Genomic DNA, 18818 nt, shown 5'->3' with positions numbered 1-18818 from the left:
GCGGAACGCGGGCGCCGTGGGCGCGGTCCCGCCCGCCCCCACGCCGCCAGGGGCCGCCTGGGCGCGAAGACCGCGAACGAGATTTGCCAGACACGCCCTAGGCCAAACAGCTGGTTTCCACCGCGGGACGGCGTCGGCTCGTCTAGGTTGCAAGGACCAACGCCGAGCGCGGGCGGGGGACGGTGACGTCCATGCCAGCCTTACCGATCGCACCACGAGTGCAGCGGATCCGGTGGCTCGCGCTCGGAGACACGCTGACCATCGGGATGGGCCTGGGGTATCTCGCCCATCAGTACAGGGAGGCGCTCGTGGCGAACTCCGTCGCCATCGGGCTCGGTGCCGTGGCCGCCGCCGGGGCCGGGTTGTTACTGAGGGCGAGCGTCCGGGTACTGCGGCGGGCAGGTCTGCGGATCGACGCGATCCTCACCGACGAACTGGACGACCGGCCGTCGCCGCGGCCACGGTAGCTGACCACTCAGTCCCTTGTGGACGGTTACGGTCAGGTCCCGGCGGAGTCGGCGTCGTAGTGGGCGGCATGGGAAAGAATGACGGCGACGGTGAGCAGTGTCCTGGTCAGGGAAACCACTGTGCCCGCCGGGGCGACGACCGCCGGGCCGAGGTCGGGTGGCGAGGCCGCGACCACGGCGAACGCGCCGGTGGCCGCCACCACGACGGCGGCGGCCACGGCCGGCTGGACGATTCGGGTTCGCATGCAGTGCCGCCGATGAGAACTTTCTCATCCGGCCGGGTTCACAGCTGCGCGTGCGGGTACTCCGGCGAGCGATGCTGGAAGGCCAGGATGTCGGTGTTTCGGATCTTGCCCTCGCTGATCTCGACGGCCCGGTCGAGCGTTTCGTCGCCGGCCCAGGCGGCTGGTCCGCCGAGCATCCGCTTGAGATGCGGCAGCAACGCGCCGCTGATCTCCCACGTTGCCGAATCCCAGAGATAGGACGGGCTGTGGTCGACGGCGTAGTAGGTGGCGCCGCCGATCGGGAACGTCGGCTCGGTGAACGTCGTCGGCTTCGCCCAGCCGAAACCCATGCCTTCGTCGCAGGAGACGTCGACGATCAGGCTGCCCGCTTTGAACGCGGCGAGATCCTCCTCGATGAGGAAGGTCAACGGGGCGTTGGTGTCCTGCAGCACACAGTTGACGACGATGTCGTGTTCGGCGAGGAAATCCGCCAGCAGGACGCGGCCCGACTCGGTGATCGCGTGGCTGCGGCGGAGATCGGCCGGGCCCTTCAGATCGTGGTCGAGGTGCACGATGTTCGCGGAGTGGATCGGCGAACCGACCGCGGTGACGCCGCGATGGGTGAGCACGTGCACGTCATGGATTCCGTGGGCGTTCAACGCCGTCACCGAACCACGCGCGGTCGCGCCGAAGCCGATCACGACGGCGCGGAGACGGCGGCCGTAGTCGCCGGTCGAGCCGATCAGCTGCAGTGCGTGCAAGACCGAGGAATAGCCTGCCAGCTCGTTGTTCTTGTGGAAGACGTGCAGGCCGAACGAACCGTCGCTCCGCCAGTGGTTCATCGCCTCGAAGGCGACGAGGGTCAGCTTCCGGTCGATGGCCAGCTGGGTGATCTTGTCGTCCTGGACGCAATGCGGCCAGCCCCACAGGATCTGCCCCGGCCGGAGTTCGGCCAGATCCTCCGCGAGTGGTTTGGCCAGGAGGATGATGTCGCAGTGTGCGATGAGCCACTCCCGTGACCGCAGGCCGGCGACGAGCAGCACCAGATCCTCGTCCGGGATGCCGAACCGCTCGCCGTAGCCGTGTTCGAGGTAGATGTACTTCCGGAGTTCGGGGTCGATCCGGTCGAGATGGCGCGGATGGATCGGAAGCCGCCACTCGTTTTCTTTGCGCGAGCGGGAAACGACGCCGAGAGTGAGCTGGTCCACTTGGGGCCCCTTAATTAGACCTCAGTTTAAGCACAGCCCCCGCGGAGCAGCCCACCCTGACCTCAGGTGAACGCGGCCGCGTTCCGTGCCGCCCACTCGCCGAAGGTCCGGCCAGGACGGCCAGCACCCGCTCGACGCCGGGGTGCACCAGCCGTTCGTCCGCCGTCGGCGAGCCGAGGATGGCGAGGGTGGCGTCCACGATCACCGGCGGCATGAAGGCCAGCATCGCCACGCGGGCTTCGTCCTCGGTCAGTCCGGCGAACCGCACCGGCTCGCCCAGTGTTTCACCGAGCGCCGCGGCCTGGTCCCGGGGCGAGACCGGCCCGGGCCCGGTCAGGACGTAGGACTGCCCGTCGTGGCCGGAGCCCACTGAAAAGCGTTGGAAGCGAACCCTCCCGGCCGCAGCACTGTCCACTCCGGACTCGACGCCTTGACCGCCTCTTCGAACGCGGGCGCGTGCCGCCCGCTCCCGACGCCCTGGGAAGACAGCAGCACGATCCGCCGCACACCGGCGTCCCGTGCCGCCGAGACGACGTCCGCGACATCGCCGCCCGCGGCCAGGAAATCCCCTGACATCAGGAGGAAAAGCCGGTCCGCGCCGTCGAACACCGACCTCAGCCCGTCCGGCTTCGCGAGGTCGGCTTGCCGGTACCTCACCCCGGCCGTACGTCCAGCGGAAACCTGGGCCGTCGAGACCTCGAAGGCACCTCCGAAACCGACCACTTAGGGTCAGGCGCATGCCGACACCGGACACCGCGCTCGGACCACTGCGCGTCCTCGACTTCTCCCGGGTGCTGGCCGGCCCGTTCGCCACCATGCTCCTGGCCGACCTCGGCGCGACCGTGGTCAAGGTCGAGCGGCCGGGCACCGGCGACGACACCCGCAGCTGGGGACCGCCGTACGACGCGTCCGGCCAGGCGACGTACTTCCAATCGGTGAACCGGAACAAGACGAGTGTGGCGCTGGACCTCGGCGATCCGGACGACCTCGCCAAGGCCCGCGCGCTGGCAAGGGACGCCGACGTCGTGGTCGAAAACTTCCGGCCCGGTGTGATGGACCGGCTCGGCCTCGGCCCCGGCGCCTTGTGTGCGGCCGATCCCGGGCTGGTCTATTGCTCCGTCACGGGGTTCGGTTCCGGCGGCGGCGCGGCACTGCCCGGGTACGACCTGCTGATCCAGGCCGTCGGCGGGCTGATGAGCATCACCGGCGATCCCGGCGGCGAGCCGCAGAAGGTCGGCGTCGCGCTGGTCGACGTGCTGGCCGGGCTGTTCGCGAGCGTCGGGATCCTCGCCGCCCTCCGCCACCGCGACCGGACCGGTGAGGGACAGCGCGTCGAGATCGATCTGCTGTCCAGCCTGCTCGCCGCGCTGGTCAACCAGGGCAGCGCGTACACCTCCGGCGGGGCCGTCCCGGCGCGGATGGGCAACCGGCATCCGAGTATCGCCCCGTACGAACTCGTGCCCTGCGCCGACCACGAAATCGCGCTGGCCGTCGGCAACGACCGGCAGTTCGCGGCGTTGTGCGAGGTCATCGGCCTGCCGGAACTGGCGGGGCAGACCCGGTTCGCGACCAACCCCGCGCGGGTCGAGCATCGCGACGAACTCCGCGCGCTGCTGGAAGAGCACTTCGGCCGCCGCCCGGCCGCCGAGTGGGCGGCCGAACTGAGCGCGGCCGGGGTGCCGGCCGGGGAGGTCAACGACGTCGCGGGCGCGTTCGCCCTCGCGGAACGGCTGGGCCTGAACCCGACCGTCGACCTTTTCCGGCCCGACGGCACGTCCGTGCGGCTCACGAGGAATCCGATCGGTCTGTCGGCGACCCCGCCCCGGTACGAGACCGCGCCACCGGACGACCCCGGTCAGCTCACCCTTCCCTTGCCCGGCTGGAGCTGACGAACGACGGTCAGCGGACTGTCAGTGCTTCGTCAACGACGGCCGCGAAGCTTCTGCCCATGACGAACAGGACAGTCCTCATCTCCGGCGCCGGCATCGCCGGCCCCGCGCTCGCCTACTGGCTCTCCCGCCAGGGTTACGCGGTCACCGTCGTCGAACGCTCGGCGGAACCGCGCACCGGCGGCCAGGCGGTCGACTTCAAGGGCGCCACCCACCGCACCGTGCTGGAGCGGATGGGCATCCTCGACGAGGTGTACCGGCGCCAGACCGGCGGCCACGACCAGACCATCATCGACGCCACCGAGCGGACGCTCGCGGTCATGCCCGGCGAGTTCACCGGCGGCGACGTCGAGATCCGCCGCGGCGACCTGTCCGAGATCCTCTACGAACGCACGGCGCAGGACTGCGAGTACGTCTTCGGCGACTCCATCACTTCACTGAGCGAAACGGCCGACGGCGTCGACGTCACCTTCGAGCGCGGCGCCCCGAGGCGGTTCGACCTCGTCTTCGGCGCGGACGGCATCCACTCGACCGTGCGGCGGCTGGCGTTCGGCCCGGAGTCCGACTACGTGAAGCACCTCGGCTACTACTACGCCCTCGTCGAAACCGGCGAGCAGGACGACTTCCGCGGTGTCGGCGGCACATCGCTGATGTACAACGAACCCGGACGCCTCGCCGCCACCGGCGGGCCCAAGGCATCCGCGTTCTTCGTGTTCGCCTCCCCCGAAATCGCCTACGACCGCTACGACTCCGCGCAGCAGAAGGAGATTCTCGCGGGTGCGTTCGACGGCGGTGGCTGGCGGCTGCCGGAACTGATGGAGGCGGTGAAGCGGTCGGACGACGTCTACCTGGACTCGATCAGCCGCGTCACGATGGACCACTACTCCACCGGCCGCGTCGCGCTCATCGGCGATTCGGCCTACGGCAACACCCTGGGCGGTTTCGGCACCGGGCTCGCCGTCGTGGCCGCGTACGTCATCGCGGGCGAACTGGCGGCGGCGAACGGAAACCACGAGGTGGCCTTCCGCCGGTACGACGAGAAGCTCCACGGCTACGCGAAGATCACCCGCGGTGCCAACGCGGGCCCGTTCCTCGCACCGCCGACGAAACTACGCATCAGCCTCCGCAACCAGATGTTCCGCCGCGCGTTCATGCTGCGCGCGATGCTGTGGATGACCGACAAGTTCGCCACCGACATCACTCTCGAGGACTACCCGCAGCTCGCCCGGCGGAACTGAGCACGCGGAGTGTTCACCTGACTTCGGCGTGCACGATCCGGCGGGCCGTGGTCGGCTGGTCATCGGGTATCCGGGTTTTCCGCGTGACGTTTCCGGGGAAGCCGTGTCCTAGGTGGCGTGAAGGGAGCTTCGGATGGCGACACCGCACAGGTGCGCTGGATGACGACGCCGACGAGAGGTGACGTGCCCGCGGCCGGTGAGACGGTGCTGGACGACGCGACGCTGGTCGCGCGGGCGCGCGACGGCGAGATTCGCGCGTACGAGCAGCTCGTCCTGCGGTTCCAGGGACCGATGTACCGGCTGGCGCTGCGGATGCTCGGCGACAAGGGGGACGCCGAGGACGTCGTCCAGGAGGTGTTCCTCACCGCTTGGCGACGGCTGGACCAGCTGCAGGAGGACGCGGCCTTCGTCGGCTGGCTCTACCGGACGACGACCAACCGCTGCCTGAACGTCATCCGCGCCAGGAAGCCGGTGGCCGACGTCGAACTGGACCAGCGGGAGTCCGCCGGTTCGGCCGGGCGGCCGGACCTCGCCGCCGAGACGACCGCGCAGCTGACGGCACTCACCGAGGCGCTGGACCAGCTGACCGCCGAGCAACGGGCTTGCTGGCTGTTGCGCGAAGTCCACGGCCGCTCCTACGAAGAGATCGCGAACGCGATCGGGGCGACCACCACGGCGGTGCGCGGGCGCATCGCACGAGCACGAGCATTGTTGGCGGAGGTGATGGCGCCATGGCGATGAACCACGCGACCCAGGACTACCTGCTGCCGTGCGGCCGGGATGTGGAAGAGGTCTGGGACCGGCTCGACGAGGTCGACGCCGGCCGGGCGGACGCGCACGAACTTGACTGCCCGCACTGCCGGGCGACTCACGAGAGCCTCCGGGTGCTGCGTGGGCTCACCAGGGAACTGGCCGATGACGACGCCGAACCGTCGCCGGATCTCACCGGGCGGATCATGGCCGCGGTGCGTGCCGAGGTGCGCCGCCGGGAACTGGTGCCGCTGGCGAGCGCCGAACCGGGTGAGGTCCAGGTGAGCGATCAGGCCGTCGCGGCCGTGCTGCGGTTCGCCGCGGACACCGTCGACGGCGTGCGTGCGCGGCATTGCCGGGTCCGGCGGTCGGCCGAAGACGAACTCGCCGTGGACGTCGAACTCCGCCTGGCGATCGCGCGGGATTTCGACGGCGATTCGCTGGACGTCGTCCGGGAACGGGTCACCGCGGCCGCGGGTGCCCGCATCGGCCTCCGCCTCGCCCGGCTCGATCTGGTGGTGGAGGACATCTATGACGCGTGAGCAGCCTCAGGCCCCGGCCACGCGGCTGGTCGAAACGGTGATCACCCCGCCGGTGATCGCGGCGGTGTCCGCGCATGCCGCGGCGAAGGTCCCCGGCGTGGTGCGCCTGGAACCCGGGCTGCGCGGGCTGGCCGGTTCGCTGACCCGGATCGCGCGGCAGAAGATCAAGGGACTCGAACCCGCCCCGACCGAAGGAGTCCGCGCGTTCCTCGAGCACGACCCGCCGGACGTGCGGGTGGAGATCGATCTGTCGCTCTCCGGGCTGGACCAGGCCGCCGCGACCGCGCAGGCGGTCCAGCGCGCGGTCACCCGAGCCGTCACCGAGGCGACGGGGCTCACCCCCTCGGCCGTCTCGGTGTCCATTTTGGATATCGAAATCCGTGGAGGACTGTTGTGACCGCCCGTTCCGAACTGACCGCGTCGCTGCTCAGCGCGCTCCGCGAAGTACCAGGGCTGCGCGCGGCGACGCCGTCCACCACGGCCGCCGCCTCGGCGGTGCCGTGGGATCTCGACGTGATGGCCGTCGACATCACCGAGCACGTCGTCGAGATCCGGGTCGTCGCGCTTTCCGTGCCGATCCCGCCACTGACGGAAGCCGCCGGCGCTGTCCTGCGCGCGGTGCTGGCCGGAACGGCTTGGGAGAACGCGAGTCTGCGGCTCGTCGTGACCGATGTGGACGCCGGTGCGCTGATTCCCTGACCTACCACGAAAGCGGTGGCCTCGCCCGAAGGCGTGGCCACCGCTTTCATACGGGAGGACTAGTTCTTGTTGGTGCCGGGGGTGAGGACCTTGTCGATGACGAAGACGGTGGCGTTCTTGGTGGGGACGTTGCCACACAGCACCTTCGCGCCGTTGACGGTCATGTTCTCGCCGGAGCCCTCGATCTTCAGCGGGCCACCGGCGGTGTTCAGGCTCTCCAGCGTCTTGGCGGACTCGAGGCCCTTGGCGTCGTAGCGCTTGCCGACGACGTGGTACTGCAGGATCGGGGCCAGCTCGGCGGGCTTGCCCGCGAGCTCGGTGAACTTCGCGTCACCGAGGGCGGCGAAGGCCGGGTCCGCCGGGGCGAACACGGTGATGGCGGGCTGGCTGTTGAGGGTGTCGACCAGGTCGGTGGCCTTGACCGCGGCGACCAGCTTGGTCAGCAGCGGGTTGGTGGAAGCGGCACTGGCGACCGGCTGCGGGCCCATCGAGTCCAGCGAACCCGGCGCACTGCCCTGCGGCAGCTTCGAACAGGCCGGACCGAAGACGTCGGCGTTGGTGGTGACGCCGTCACCGGAGGCGGCGCTGGACATCGGGGCGGCCATGGAGCTGGAGGCGGCGGGGGCACTGCTGGAGCTGCCCGACGCGGCGGTGTCGTTGCTGCTGCAGGCGGCCAGTGCCAGCGCGGCGACCGCGGTGAAACCGATTCCTGCGACGCGAAGCTTGCTCACGAAAGATCACTCCATTTTCAGTACGGACGAACCTGATATTTACTGGGTATTCGGAACTGCGACGGAACCGGATTGGCACCCTTTCGGGTGACGCCGATCACCGTGCGGTGAAACTGATGACATGCCGGCCGGTCGCCCCGTCCGGAACGGTTCCGGCGCGGGCATCGGTCTGCGTGTAGCCGGATTTGTCGACGGCGCGGACGACGACCTGGTGGCTACCGGCCGGGACGTCGAATTCGGTCCACCACATCCGCCAGGTGTTGAGGCCCACCTCACGGGAAAGTGTTGCGGGAAGCCAATCACCGGTGCCGAGCCGGACCTCGACCTTGGCGATCCCGGTGTGCTGCGCCCAGGCGATCCCCGAAACCCGGACCTTGCCGGCGGGTACCGTTTCGAATCCTTTCGGACTGTCGATTCTGGACTGCGTCTTGATCGGGGCCTGTTCACCCCAGCCCCGGTCGAGCCAATAGGCCCGGCGTGCTTTCCAGGTGGTGATTTCGAGATCCTTGACCCATTTGGTCGCCGAAACGTAGCCGTAGAGACCGGGAATGACCATCCTGGCGGGAAAACCGTGTTCGACCGGCAGCGGTTCCCCGTTCATCCCGATCGCCAGCATCGCGCCCCGCGCCGGATCGAGCGCGGCGACCACCGGGCTGCCCGCCGTCCAGCCGTCGACGCTGGTGGAGAAGATCTGCTCGGCGCCGGGCAGGACTTCGGCCTCCCGCAAGAGCTCGCCGAGGTCCACGCCGATGAAGTTCGCCGTGGACACATAAGTCCCGCCGACCTCGTTGGACACGCACGTCATGGTGATCGTGCGCTCGATCAGCGGCCGGTTCCGGATGTCGGCGTAGCTGAACTTCTTCTCGTTACGCACCATGCCGTGCAGGCGCAGGCTCCAGTCCTCGGCCCGGACCTGCGGTACGGACAAGGCCGTGTCCACGCGATAGAAATCGCGGTTCGACGTGAGGAACGACGGCGTGCCCAGCTTGGCGAAGTCGGCGTCGGCCGGGATCGGCGGCGCGGGGCGCGCGGCCACGAGTGCCCCGATCGCCGTCCGCGAGGACTCCGCGTCCCGGGTCCCGGCGAGCAGCTGCCCGCCCGCCCCGGCCGCCCCCGCGGCCACCACCGCACCGGCGCCTGCCAGCAGCACCGACCGGCGTGACGGAGCCGCCTCGCCACCCGGCGCTTCCTCCGCGGCGAGCGTCCGCGCCGTGGCGAGGCGGTGCAGCCAGAAGAAGACGCCGACCCCGGCGACCAGACTCGCCAGCGGCGCCAGCAAGGCGACGGCGGAGAGGTCGGGACGCTGGGACACGGCGAACCCGCCGAGAAGACCGAAAGCGGCGATCAGCACCAGCCCCGGGACAGGCGACCGCCGCGACGCCACCCCCGCCGCCGCGGCGGCGAGCACCATGACCACGGCCATCCCGCCGAGCAGCACGAGCTTGTCGTAGACACCGAACGTGCGGACCGCGAAATCCTTGAGTTCCACCGGGGTCAGATCGATCGCGCCGTTGCCGACCGCCAGATACGGGGAGGCGTTGGCGCCGATGAACCCGGCCACCAGGTGACCGGCGGCGAGGGCCACGGCGAGCGCCACCACACCGAGCGCTGCCGCCCCGGACAGCGGGAGACGTCGTCCTCGGCTTGCTCGCGAAGTCTTCATGCCAGGTATTCGGCGCCGGTCCGGCCGCGGAAGGGTCGTGAGTGATTTGGGTCGTTCTAGCGAAGGGTGTTTCGGGTACCTGCGGCGGGTGAGCTGGGTAGCGGCCGGTCCTTGGAGGACTTCTTGAGGGACCCAGAGTCCCTCAAGGTTCCCCTCACCCGTCTCGGAAGGCCGTCACGAGCCCCAGCGGCACCACCAGTCGCCACGGTGGCGCGTGAAGGACCCCTTCCCTCGGCTGAGCCGAGGAAAGGGGTCCTTCACGCGGCTCAGTCGTGGAAACTCGACCTTCATACCTTCCCCAGTACAGGAAGGCCCCCTTCCTTGCGCCTAGGTACACGAAGGGGGCCTTCCTGTACTTCACGCGAGCAACACCACAGGTGACGCGTCAGTGCTCAAGAGCGGGCGCGTTCTAACGACCCAAAACACTTACGAGACCCTGCCCGCTCGGTACCGGCGCCCGGTTCACACCTTCCCCAAGTACGTGAAGGCCCCCTTCCTTGCGCTAGGCGCAAGGAAGGGGGCCTTCCTGTACCTAGGCAAAGAGACCTTCACGGACCTGACCCACGATCCGCCCCGCAGCCAAATTTCAGTAGGTACCCAAGACACTCTTGGCCCGAACGACCCAAATCACTCACGACACCCCCCGCCCGGGTCGCGCTCCTCACCCCCGGCTTGCATGGTCATACATACCTATGCATATACTTCCATCATGTCCAAGGTACTCACCTCTCTGCCTGTCGGCGAACGCGTCGGGATCGCCTTCTCCGGCGGCCTCGACACCTCGGTAGCGGTCGCGTGGATGCGCGAAAAGGGTGCGGTGCCGTGCACCTACACCGCCGACATCGGCCAGTACGACGAACCCGACATCGCCTCGGTCCCCGGCCGGGCGAAGGCCTACGGCGCCGAGATCGCGCGTGCCGTCGACTGCAAGGCCGCGCTGGTCGAGGAAGGGCTCGCGGCGCTGGCCTGCGGCGCCTTCCACATCCGCAACGGCGGCCGCACCTACTTCAACACCACCCCGCTCGGCCGCGCGGTCACCGGCACGCTGCTGGTCCGCGCGATGCTCGAGGACGACGTCCAGATCTGGGGCGACGGCTCCACCTTCAAGGGCAACGACATCGAGCGGTTCTACCGCTACGGCCTGCTCGCGAACCCGTCCCTGCGAATCTACAAGCCGTGGCTCGACGCGGCGTTCGTCACCGAACTCGGCGGCCGCAAGGAGATGTCGGAGTGGCTGCAGGCCCACGACCTCCCCTACCGCGACAGCACCGAGAAGGCCTACTCCACGGACGCGAACATCTGGGGCGCGACCCACGAGGCCAAATCGCTGGAGCACCTCGACACCGGTATCGAGATCGTCAACCCGATCATGGGCGTGCGGTTCTGGGACGCCGACGTCGAGATCGCGCCCGAAGACGTCACGATCGGCTTCGAGCAGGGCCGTCCGGTGACGATCAACGGCAAGGAGTTCGGCACCGCGGTCGACCTGGTCCTGGAGGCCAACGCGATCGGCGGGCGGCACGGGCTCGGCATGTCCGACCAGATCGAGAACCGGATCATCGAGGCCAAGAGCCGCGGGATCTACGAGGCCCCCGGCATGGCGCTGCTGCACGCGGCGTACGAGCGGCTCGTCAACGCGATCCACAACGAGGACACCCTCGCCAGCTACCACAACGAGGGCCGCCGCCTCGGCAGGCTGATGTACGAAGGCCGCTGGCTTGACCCGCAGGCCATGATGCTGCGCGAGTCGCTGCAGCGCTGGGTCGGCGCGGCCGTCACCGGCGAGGTCACCCTGCGGCTGCGGCGCGGCGAGGACTACTCGATCCTCGACACCACCGGTCCGTACTTCAGCTACCACCCGGACAAGCTGTCGATGGAGCGCACCGAGGACTCGGCGTTCGGCCCGGTGGACCGGATCGGCCAGCTCACCATGCGCAACCTCGACATCGCCGACTCGCGCGCCAAACTGGAGCAGTACGCCGGGCTCGGCATGGTCGGCGGCGGGCACCCGACGCTGATCGGTGCCGCGCAGGCCGCGTCGACCGGACTGATCGGCGCGATGGACGCCGGCGGCGCGCAGGTGATCGCCTCACGCGGCAAGGCTTCGGGCGACGACGAGCTGCTCGACCACGCCGCCATCGAATCCGGCACAGACTGACCCGAAACGAAAACGGGACGCGAAAGCGCCGGGCGCGCGGCATCGAAGCCGTTCGCCCGGCGCTGTTTTTTACCCGCTCGCCGAGGTCTGCGCGTTACCCGGCGAGCTGCTCGCCTGAGGTACAGGAAGGCCCCCTTCCTTGCGCCTAGGTACAGGAAGGGGGCCTTCATGTACTTGGGGAAGGTGTGAAGGTCGAGTTTCCTCGACCCTGGACCGACCGACCGCGACCGGCGGCCGGTTTCCCAGGTCACTTGCCGCCGACTTTCGACCGCCGTTCCGAAAGTTCGTCGACCAGCCGGGTGATCTCGACCTGGCCGATCGCGCTGGCCAGCACGGAAACCGCCGCGATGCTCTGGATCTGGTACTGGATCGGCACCCCGCCCGCGGCCCGCGACCGCGCTTCCGCGTCCGCCTTCTTCTCCGCTTCGACGGACGCGAAGACACCACCCGCGCCGCCGTTGACGCAGCTGATCGAACCGGCGCCGTTGATCGGCAGGCTCGCCGAGTTCTGGCAGCTGCCCGCTGAGCGGCCTTCGATGGTCACGTTCGCCGTCATGGTGGCGTTGACCTGGCCGGTGACCTTCCCGCCGTTGTTCGCCGACGCGGAGTTGGTCACGTTCGCGGTCACCGTGCAGCCGGAGCCACCACAGGTGACCGTGGCCGCGCCGTCCATGTCGAACCGGACGCTGGTGTCCACCGCGCTGCTCAGTTTCCGGGTGTTCGACAGCAGGACCTCGTAGACGGCATCCGTCTCCTCCGGCGATAGAGCGTCCACATCGGACTCGCCGAGGCCGCCGCCGGAGGGCACCTGCGGCCGCGACTCCGGCCCGGGCATCGTCGGCACTTTCGGGACGGACGGCATCCCGCCGGGCACGTTCACCGAGTAGCGAAGCAGGCGGTGCGGAGCGTCCTTCGAGACGTACAGGTCTCCGGCGGGCGTGCTCGCCTTGATCGCCGGGACGTCCCGGACCGTCTCGGTCTGGTCGCCGTCGATCTCGTCGGCCTTCTCCAGCGCGTCGCGCAAACGTTTGGCGAGCTTCTCCGGCGACTCGAACTGTTGCAGCACCGGGCCGAACAGAGCCTCCTCACCGGTGATCCAGCGGTCCTTGAGGCCTTCGGCAGCCGAAGAGTCCACTTGCGACCCGGGCACCATGCCGTCGGGTGCCTTGAAGTAGACCTTGCCGCCGACCACCAGGATCTCCATGTCCCGGCCCTGGAAGGAGATCGTGCCGGACGTCTCGCCGTACGCGGTGGTCTTGACGTCGGTTTTGATCATCCCGCCGACCGCCGAGGTGTTGTGCCGGACCGCGGGCGCCGACGAGAGCCCGGCCAGCGCCTGTTCGAAGGGCTCGCGACCCGCTTTCGACGGCCACAGGAGCCACGTCGTCAGGCCGGCGAGGAGTACCACCACGAGTCCGGCGATACCGCCGAACAGGAGCCACCGGCCGGGTTTCCGGACGGGCGGCGCCGGCACCGGTTGAGGGACCCAACCCTGCGGCGGCCACTGTCCGCCCGGGGGTGGGAATGCTTGCTCCACGTCGCCTCCATCGCTGATTTCACCAGACGACATCACGCTATGGAGGAATGATGAAAACTTGATGAAACGCCGATCCGGTGGCCCTCCCCGGCCGCGCCGGGCGGACGCGGCCGGGGACGGCGTCCGCTAGCCCTTGCGAGCGAACGAGATCTTGTGCAGCCCGCCGGGCCGTTCGTCGGCCAGGTACAGCTCACCGTTCTGGTCGGTGCCCAACGTGGTGGCGTCGAGCGGCAACTCCCCGATCCGGGCGCTTTCGTAGGTGCCGTCGGTCTTCTTGCGCACGGCCCAGGCCGTGCCCTGGCAGAAGTCCGTCGCGAGATAGGTGCCACCCGCGAGCGAGGCGTACTTTCTGCCCCGGTAGACGTACCCGCCGATCACCGCGCAGCCCTCGGCGCCGGAGATGTAGTGGAAGACGGGCTCGGTGTAGGTCACGCCGTCCTTGCACCGCGTCTGGTCGAATACGACCGGCCCTTCCTTGCAGGACCAGCCGAAGTTCGCGCCGCCCTTGCCTGCCGCGAGGTGGTCGACCTCCTCGAACCGGCCCTGGCCGACGTCGCCGATCCACAGCGACCCGTCGGCCGGGTCGAAGGAGAACCGCCACGGGTTACGCAGACCGTACGACCAGATTTCGGGCCGCGCGCCCGCGACACCGACGAACGGGTTGGACGCCGGGACGCAGTAACGCAACGGACGGCACGCGCGGTTGACGTCGACGCGCAGGATCTTGCCGAGCAGCGTGTCCAGCCGCTGCCCGCTGGCCAGCGGATCGCCCCCGCCGCCGCCGTCGCCGATCCCCCAGTACAGGTACCCGTCCGGACCGAACGCCAGCTGACCACCGTTGTGGTTGGGGAACTCGGTATGCGGCTGGCTGAGCAGCTCGGTGACCTCGCCGGTGTCCGGCCGGACCCGGGACAGCGTCACCGCGCTGTCGGATTTGCGGGTGTAGGCGACGTAGACCCGCTTGTCCTTGGCGATGACCAGCCCGAGCAACCCGCGTTCGACGTCCGCCCCGTTCACCTTGTCGCTGATGTCCAGGAACGGCCTGGCGGCAAGCCCGGTCCTCGGATGGTAGACCCGGACGACGCCCCTCTTTTCCACGACGAGGATCCGGCCGCTCCCGTCGTTGAGCGCCGTGATCGCCGTCGGATTCACCAGCCCGGACGCGACCTGGGTCGCCGTCGCGGTCAGCTCACCGAGCGGAACACCTCTGTCCAGCTGGGGTTCCGCGCTACTCGCCGTCGGAAGAAGGGCTCCCGCCAAGGCGAGCCCTGCCACCAGGGACAACCCCCGGCGAAGGTGCCGTCGCGTCATGTGGACTCCAATCACCGATGAATGGTCTGGTCCAATTCACGGCTCATTCAACAGTGATCGGAGCAGCGGCGGTACCTCCATCCGCGACATCCGGTGAGTTTGTTTCCGTCGATCGCCCGCCTTCTACTCGCCCAAGATCGTTCTCGCGGCGTTCACCCACCGATCGGGGCAATTCGGACATGAGTCATACCCCGGAGTAGCCATGTGTGTGACTTCTGTATGCTCCGCTCTCGCCCGATGGGATTAGTTATCCCCCGTTCGGGCGAGCCGTTGCGGGTTGCGGTCGGGGCCTGTGGTCGCAAGCGCATCTGGCATTCGTGGTCCGTAATCGGATGGGAGACACATGCACGGCAGGTCAGTTCTGGTTCGCGGCGGGGTCGCGGTGGCTTCCGCGGCCGTCGCGCTGACGATGGCCGCTCCGGCCGCCCTCGCCGACGACGGCGCGGCGCGCGGCCGGGTCGTCGAGAGCGCCGGCACCGGTGGGCTCGGCGTCAACTTCGAGGGCGGGAAGCACGCGAGCACGGTGCTGTTCACGCTGAAGCTGTCCGACGGCAGCAAGCTCAAGATGTACTGCGTTCAGGTCGAGGTCGGCATGCGGACCGATCAGGACATGATCGAGCGTCCGTGGGCCAAGTACCCGGACACCGCCTCGCCGTTCAACAAGAACAACGAGAAGATCAACTGGGTGCTGCACAACGGCTACCCGGCGGCGGCCGTGAAGGCCCTCGAAGGCACGCTCGGCAAGAAGGACGTCAAGCTCAACGGCGGGCTTTCCGTCGAGGAGGCCGTCACCGCGACGCAGGCCGCGGTGTGGCACTTCAGTGACGGCAAGAACCTGGACCGCGCCAAGCCGCTGCGTGGCGGTGGCGCCGCAGAGGCCGCCGACGTGCTGGCCCTCTACGACTACCTGACCGGCAAGGACAACGCCGGTATCGGCAAGCAGCCGAAGCCGACCCTCGACATCGGCCCGGCCAAGGCCGACGGTGCCACCGGTACCCGGATCGGCCCGTTCAGCATCGCGACCAGCGGTGACATCACGGAGCTGACCAGCAAGCTGCCCGAGGGCGTCAAGGTCACCGACGCCGACGGCAAGGCGATCAAGGCCGCCGACGTCAAGGACGGCACCAAGGTCTACGTCGACGTCCCCAAGGACGCGAAGGACGGCTCCGGCACGTTCTCGCTGAAGGTCAGCGGCCACCTCGACACCGGCCGTCTCTTCGTGGGCGAGAACTACGCGAAGGTTCCCGCCCAGTCCCTGATCGTCGCGGAGTCCGAGAAGACCTCGGTCGCCGCGAACGTGACCGCGAGCTGGAAGCAGGGCGGCACGCCCGCCACCTCCGAGGCCCCGGCCACCACCGCCCCCGGTGGAGCCAAGTCCGGTGGCGGTGACGAGCTGGCGAACACCGGCGCGTCCGCGACCATGCCGCTGATCATCGGTGGCTCGCTCCTCGGCGTGGGTGCGCTGATGGTGCTGCTGGTCCGTCGTCGTCGCAGCGCGGCGTAAGACCGCACGAACCAAGCGGGGCCGGTCCACTGTGGACCGGCCCCGTTTTTCGTCACCGGCCGTGGTGCGCACGAAGGCGCGGCGGAAGACGTCGATGAACGCGCGGGTGGACGACCAGCCACAGGCGTGCGCCACCGTGGTCACCGGGTGGTCAGGCCACGAGGACCAGCGTGGCCCACCTTCTTCGCGTTCGTACTTCTGGCGGCGGCGGGTCTGCACATCCCGTTCTCCCTGCAGATCATCATCTCCCAGGGTCACCTCCCCCACCGGGTCGGCACCGCCAGTGGCGTCACCCTCGGCCTGACCGTCAGCATCGGTGGCCTCGGGAGTCCCGTGCTCGGCAAGATCGCGGACCACACCTCGTTGCGGACGGCGTTGATCCCGCTGGGCGCGCCGAAGAAACCGGCGGCCGTAGACCGCCCGAAGGCGTGAAGGTCCCCATGCCCGAATGTGACGCCAGAGCGCACCGAATTCGTCGGTCCATTGTGGACATGCTGCGGTTTCCGTAAAGCCGGGCCGGAAACGCCCGTGCTGACGCACGTGCATTGTTCGGCCGATCGGGTATGGATCCTCCCACACTTCCTCGCCCGCAACCGCACTATCGGAGACACTGGCTTACTGCAACCAAACGGGGGGACACCGCATGGACGACCTGGGACGGCGCTCGCACCAGCCGGAAGCAGCCGGGAAAAGCGGTGGGGTCAGACCATGACCGCCCAGGCCGGCCCCGGTTTTCCCCTGGAACGGCCCTGGCAAATCCCCGCTGCTCCGGCAGTGTTCACGGCACGGGAGCGGTTCACCGCGGAACTCGACAGGCTCTGGGCCGGGACGACTGGACGGCATCTGGTAGTGATCAGCGGGGTGGGCGGCGTCGGCAAGACGGCCCTCGCGCTGGATTGGCTGTACGGAAAGGCGGGCGAGTTCACCCAAGGCATCCTGTATAGCGACCTCGGCGGGTCGCGCGAGCTACCGCCGGAGGATTCCGGTGAGGTCCTGTACGGTTTCCTGACGGCGCTGGGGATTTCGCCCGCTGAGATCCCCTTGAGCCTGGACCAGCGGGCAGCGGCCTTCCGCACCGCCACCGCGTCCCGGCGGATGGCCGTGCTGCTCGACGACGCCGCATCCGTCGCGCAGGTCCGTCCCCTCCTACCCGCCGGTCAGGAGACGATCGTCATCGTCACCAGCCGCTGGCGGCTCACTGACCTCGGCATCGACGGTGCACAGTTCGTCGATCTCCCGCCGCTCACCGATTCGCAGGCACGCGCGTTGTTCGAGCGGTACGCCGGAACCGAACGCGTCCGCTCCGATCCCCGGTCCGCTTCGGAAATCGTGTCCTCCTGCGGCGGTTTGCCGCTCGCACTGTCAGTGACGGCGGCAAGACTGAGAACCCGTCCGCGGCGAAGCCTGGCCCGCGAGGCGGCCGCCTACGGGCGGTGGACGTCCTCGGCCGACCGGCCGGCCGCCAAAGCCCTTTCCCTGAACGCGATCTTCGAAGTCGTCTACGAAGGGCTTCCGCGGAGCGCGGCGCGGGTCTACCTCGCCTGCGGCGTGCACCCTGGTCCTTTCCTTTCCGCGGACGCCTTGGCGGCCGCACTCGGCCGTACCGCCGGAGCGGTCGAGGACGACATCGACGAACTGATCGAAGCGAATCTCCTGACCGAAACCGGTGAGGACCGGCTCGTGCAGCACAAGGTGTTACACAGTGACGCGCGCACACGTGCCGCCACTTCGTTGCCGGGTGACGAGTGGGATCGGCTGGCCCGCTCGTTCGCCCAGTGGTACCTCGACCGAGTGCTGGCCGCCGGCGAGGTCATCCATCCTCATCGGACCGCGTACGCCAAGCGGGGCAGGCGGTCGGACGACTTCGCCGGACGCGCCGACGGCTTCGCCTGGTGGCGGGACCACCTACCGGTGGTCCGCGCCGTGTACGGCGTGGCAGCGGACCACGACTGGGACGACCTCGTCTGGCAGTTCTGCGAAGCGTCGTGGGGCTTCTTCCTGCACTACCGGGACTACCTGCCGTGGATCGCGATGTACGAGCGGGGAGTCCTCGCCGCGACACGGGTGAATTTGCCCCTGGTGCAGGCGAGGCTCAGGTCCCAGCTCGGATTCGCGTACGCCAAGCTCGGCTGGTACGACAAGGCCGCCGAGGAGAACGTCGTCGCGCTTCGCCTGGGACAGCGGGAGAACGACGGTCCGACGCAGGCGACTGCGCTCTCCCAGCTCGGCAGATCCGCTCGAGGGCAAGGAGATCTCGACGGCGCCCTCGACTTCTACCGACAGGCAGCCGATCTACAGGAACGACTGGGCATCCCCCGCGGCGTCGCACTGTGCCGCCGTCGACAGGGTGAGGTCCTCGCCAAACTCGGCCGGCACAGCGAAGCCATGATCGAACTGACCGCGGCGGCGGCCTTGATGGCCGAACTCGGCGATGTCGCCCAGCACACGCGATCCGTGATGGCACTCGCCAGGGTGCACGCTGCGGAAGGGAGCACCGGGGAGGCGATCGTTCTGCTGACCGACTCCCTGCGGGCGGTACGGTCACTCGATTCTCCTTACTACACCGCGGAAATTCTCGCCGCACTCGGCCAGATCGAGCTGCAATGCGGCTGCGAGGAGGACAGCGCCGGCCATCTCGCCGAAGCTCGCACCCTCTACGCCGAACTGGGCGATCCCCGCGCCGGCGAACTCGGCGACGGATCTCAGCCGTGAGCTCCAGCGCTCCGATGCCCGTCGGGGTTTCGTTTCCACCATCGAAACCCCGGCCCGGGTGGCGATGACGTAACCGCCGGGATGGGCCGCGATCGCGGCGCTCGCGCCGGGCCGGGCGCCCAACGCGGACTCGGCGGCGATCCTCGCCAGGGTGGCCGTCTCGCCATCGTCTCGCAGCAACACGT

Annotated in this window: 19 protein-coding genes; 11 read left to right on the top strand and 8 right to left on the bottom strand. The window is 68.9% G+C overall.

Annotation, left to right across the window (positions count from 1 at the left end; genetic code table 11):
- The first annotated feature begins 191 nt into the window (after positions 1–191).
- A complete protein-coding gene (locus AB0M65_RS10605; RefSeq protein WP_364024632.1) occupies positions 192–467 on the top strand; it encodes a hypothetical protein in 276 nt (91 codons plus the stop codon).
- A 32-nt stretch (positions 468–499) separates the two neighbouring features.
- On the opposite strand, the gene AB0M65_RS10600 is transcribed toward AB0M65_RS10605, so the two are convergent.
- From AB0M65_RS10600 to AB0M65_RS10585, 4 genes are read right to left on the bottom strand one after another with little or no spacing between them, the layout of a single operon-like run.
- Positions 500–712, bottom strand: coding sequence for a hypothetical protein (locus tag AB0M65_RS10600; RefSeq protein WP_364024629.1), 213 nt, complete (start codon positions 710–712; stop codon positions 500–502).
- Between the two features lie 38 nt (positions 713–750).
- Positions 751–1899 (bottom strand): N(5)-(carboxyethyl)ornithine synthase, encoded by a 1149-nt coding sequence (locus AB0M65_RS10595; protein WP_364024626.1) that lies wholly within the window; start codon positions 1897–1899, stop codon positions 751–753.
- Positions 1900–1909: 10 nt separating this feature from the next.
- Entirely contained in the window at positions 1910–2269 is a 360-nt protein-coding gene (locus AB0M65_RS10590) for a hypothetical protein (RefSeq protein ID WP_364024623.1), read from the bottom strand.
- Entirely contained in the window at positions 2233–2622 is a 390-nt protein-coding gene (locus AB0M65_RS10585; protein ID WP_364024620.1) for an NAD(P)H-binding protein, read from the bottom strand. The genes AB0M65_RS10590 and AB0M65_RS10585 overlap by 37 nt, the downstream gene beginning before the upstream one ends.
- 14 nt (positions 2623–2636) lie before the next feature.
- On the opposite strand from AB0M65_RS10585, the gene AB0M65_RS10580 reads away from it, so the two are divergent.
- From AB0M65_RS10580 to AB0M65_RS10555, 6 genes are all read left to right on the top strand, one after another.
- A complete protein-coding gene (locus AB0M65_RS10580; protein WP_364024617.1) occupies positions 2637–3788 on the top strand; it encodes a CoA transferase in 1152 nt (383 codons plus the stop codon).
- 59 nt (positions 3789–3847) lie between these two features.
- Complete coding sequence (locus tag AB0M65_RS10575; RefSeq protein WP_364024614.1) at positions 3848–5026, top strand: FAD-dependent monooxygenase; 1179 nt, start codon at positions 3848–3850, stop codon at positions 5024–5026.
- Positions 5027–5185: 159 nt separating this feature from the next.
- Complete coding sequence (locus AB0M65_RS10570; protein ID WP_364024644.1) at positions 5186–5767, top strand: sigma-70 family RNA polymerase sigma factor; 582 nt, start codon at positions 5186–5188, stop codon at positions 5765–5767.
- A complete protein-coding gene (locus AB0M65_RS10565) occupies positions 5758–6318 on the top strand; it encodes an Asp23/Gls24 family envelope stress response protein (RefSeq protein WP_364024611.1) in 561 nt (186 codons plus the stop codon). The genes AB0M65_RS10570 and AB0M65_RS10565 overlap by 10 nt, the downstream gene beginning before the upstream one ends.
- A complete protein-coding gene (locus tag AB0M65_RS10560) occupies positions 6308–6715 on the top strand; it encodes an Asp23/Gls24 family envelope stress response protein (protein WP_364024608.1) in 408 nt (135 codons plus the stop codon). Before AB0M65_RS10565 ends, AB0M65_RS10560 begins: the two co-directional genes overlap by 11 nt.
- A complete protein-coding gene (locus AB0M65_RS10555) occupies positions 6712–7017 on the top strand; it encodes a hypothetical protein (RefSeq protein ID WP_364024605.1) in 306 nt (101 codons plus the stop codon). Before AB0M65_RS10560 ends, AB0M65_RS10555 begins: the two co-directional genes overlap by 4 nt.
- Before the next feature lie 59 nt (positions 7018–7076).
- Here the strand turns inward: AB0M65_RS10555 and AB0M65_RS10550 are convergent, their stop codons facing one another.
- Together AB0M65_RS10550 and AB0M65_RS10545 are read right to left on the bottom strand one after the other, a co-directional pair.
- Entirely contained in the window at positions 7077–7748 is a 672-nt protein-coding gene (locus AB0M65_RS10550; protein WP_364024602.1) for a fasciclin domain-containing protein, read from the bottom strand.
- A gap of 97 nt (positions 7749–7845) precedes the next feature.
- Positions 7846–9411: a molybdopterin-dependent oxidoreductase gene (locus AB0M65_RS10545; protein WP_364024599.1), complete on the bottom strand. Its 1566-nt coding sequence runs from the start codon at positions 9409–9411 to the stop codon at positions 7846–7848.
- A gap of 709 nt (positions 9412–10120) precedes the next feature.
- Between AB0M65_RS10545 and argG the strand changes: the two genes are divergently transcribed.
- Positions 10121–11569: an argininosuccinate synthase gene (gene argG / locus AB0M65_RS10540; RefSeq protein ID WP_364024596.1), complete on the top strand. Its 1449-nt coding sequence runs from the start codon at positions 10121–10123 to the stop codon at positions 11567–11569.
- Positions 11570–11816: 247 nt separating this feature from the next.
- Here argG and AB0M65_RS10535 read toward each other — a convergent pair whose 3' ends face one another.
- Positions 11817–13043 carry an SON protein gene (locus AB0M65_RS10535; protein WP_364024593.1) on the bottom strand — a complete coding sequence of 409 codons (1227 nt, stop codon included), beginning with the start codon at positions 13041–13043 and terminating at the stop codon, positions 11817–11819.
- Between the two features lie 189 nt (positions 13044–13232).
- Positions 13233–14417: a PQQ-dependent sugar dehydrogenase gene (locus AB0M65_RS10530; protein WP_364024590.1), complete on the bottom strand. Its 1185-nt coding sequence runs from the start codon at positions 14415–14417 to the stop codon at positions 13233–13235.
- Between the two features lie 343 nt (positions 14418–14760).
- Here AB0M65_RS10530 and AB0M65_RS10525 point away from each other — a divergent pair, with 343 nt between their 5' ends.
- From AB0M65_RS10525 to AB0M65_RS10515, 3 genes are all read left to right on the top strand, one after another.
- On the top strand, positions 14761–15921 hold the full coding sequence (locus AB0M65_RS10525; protein WP_364024587.1) for a thioester domain-containing protein: 1161 nt from the start codon (positions 14761–14763) through the stop codon (positions 15919–15921).
- Between the two features lie 147 nt (positions 15922–16068).
- Positions 16069–16353: a hypothetical protein gene (locus tag AB0M65_RS10520; protein ID WP_364024585.1), complete on the top strand. Its 285-nt coding sequence runs from the start codon at positions 16069–16071 to the stop codon at positions 16351–16353.
- Positions 16354–16629: 276 nt separating this feature from the next.
- Positions 16630–18633, top strand: a complete 2004-nt coding sequence (locus AB0M65_RS10515; RefSeq protein ID WP_364024582.1) for a tetratricopeptide repeat protein — start codon at positions 16630–16632, stop codon at positions 18631–18633.
- Positions 18634–18818 lie beyond the last annotated feature (185 nt).

The organism is Amycolatopsis sp. NPDC051071, from assembly GCF_040682875.1.
In the GTDB taxonomy this organism is placed as follows: domain Bacteria; phylum Actinomycetota; class Actinomycetes; order Mycobacteriales; family Pseudonocardiaceae; genus Amycolatopsis.
This window is presented reverse-complemented; position numbering and strand designations above follow the sequence as displayed.

Excerpts from the sequence above, each read along its gene's own strand:
- AB0M65_RS10605 (WP_364024632.1), top strand. The coding sequence starts at position 192 with ATGCCAGCCTTACCGATCGCACCACGAGTGCAGCGGATCCGGTGGCTC.
- AB0M65_RS10600 (WP_364024629.1), bottom strand. The coding sequence starts at position 712 with ATGCGAACCCGAATCGTCCAGCCGGCCGTGGCCGCCGCCGTCGTGGTG.
- AB0M65_RS10580 (WP_364024617.1), top strand. The coding sequence starts at position 2,637 with ATGCCGACACCGGACACCGCGCTCGGACCACTGCGCGTCCTCGACTTC.
- AB0M65_RS10575 (WP_364024614.1), top strand. The coding sequence starts at position 3,848 with ATGACGAACAGGACAGTCCTCATCTCCGGCGCCGGCATCGCCGGCCCC.
- AB0M65_RS10570 (WP_364024644.1), top strand. The coding sequence starts at position 5,186 with ATGACGACGCCGACGAGAGGTGACGTGCCCGCGGCCGGTGAGACGGTG.
- AB0M65_RS10565 (WP_364024611.1), top strand. The coding sequence starts at position 5,758 with ATGGCGATGAACCACGCGACCCAGGACTACCTGCTGCCGTGCGGCCGG.
- AB0M65_RS10560 (WP_364024608.1), top strand. The coding sequence starts at position 6,308 with ATGACGCGTGAGCAGCCTCAGGCCCCGGCCACGCGGCTGGTCGAAACG.
- AB0M65_RS10545 (WP_364024599.1), bottom strand. The coding sequence starts at position 9,411 with ATGAAGACTTCGCGAGCAAGCCGAGGACGACGTCTCCCGCTGTCCGGG.
- argG (WP_364024596.1), top strand. The coding sequence starts at position 10,121 with ATGTCCAAGGTACTCACCTCTCTGCCTGTCGGCGAACGCGTCGGGATC.
- AB0M65_RS10530 (WP_364024590.1), bottom strand. The coding sequence starts at position 14,417 with ATGACGCGACGGCACCTTCGCCGGGGGTTGTCCCTGGTGGCAGGGCTC.
- AB0M65_RS10525 (WP_364024587.1), top strand. The coding sequence starts at position 14,761 with ATGCACGGCAGGTCAGTTCTGGTTCGCGGCGGGGTCGCGGTGGCTTCC.
- AB0M65_RS10515 (WP_364024582.1), top strand. The coding sequence starts at position 16,630 with ATGACCGCCCAGGCCGGCCCCGGTTTTCCCCTGGAACGGCCCTGGCAA.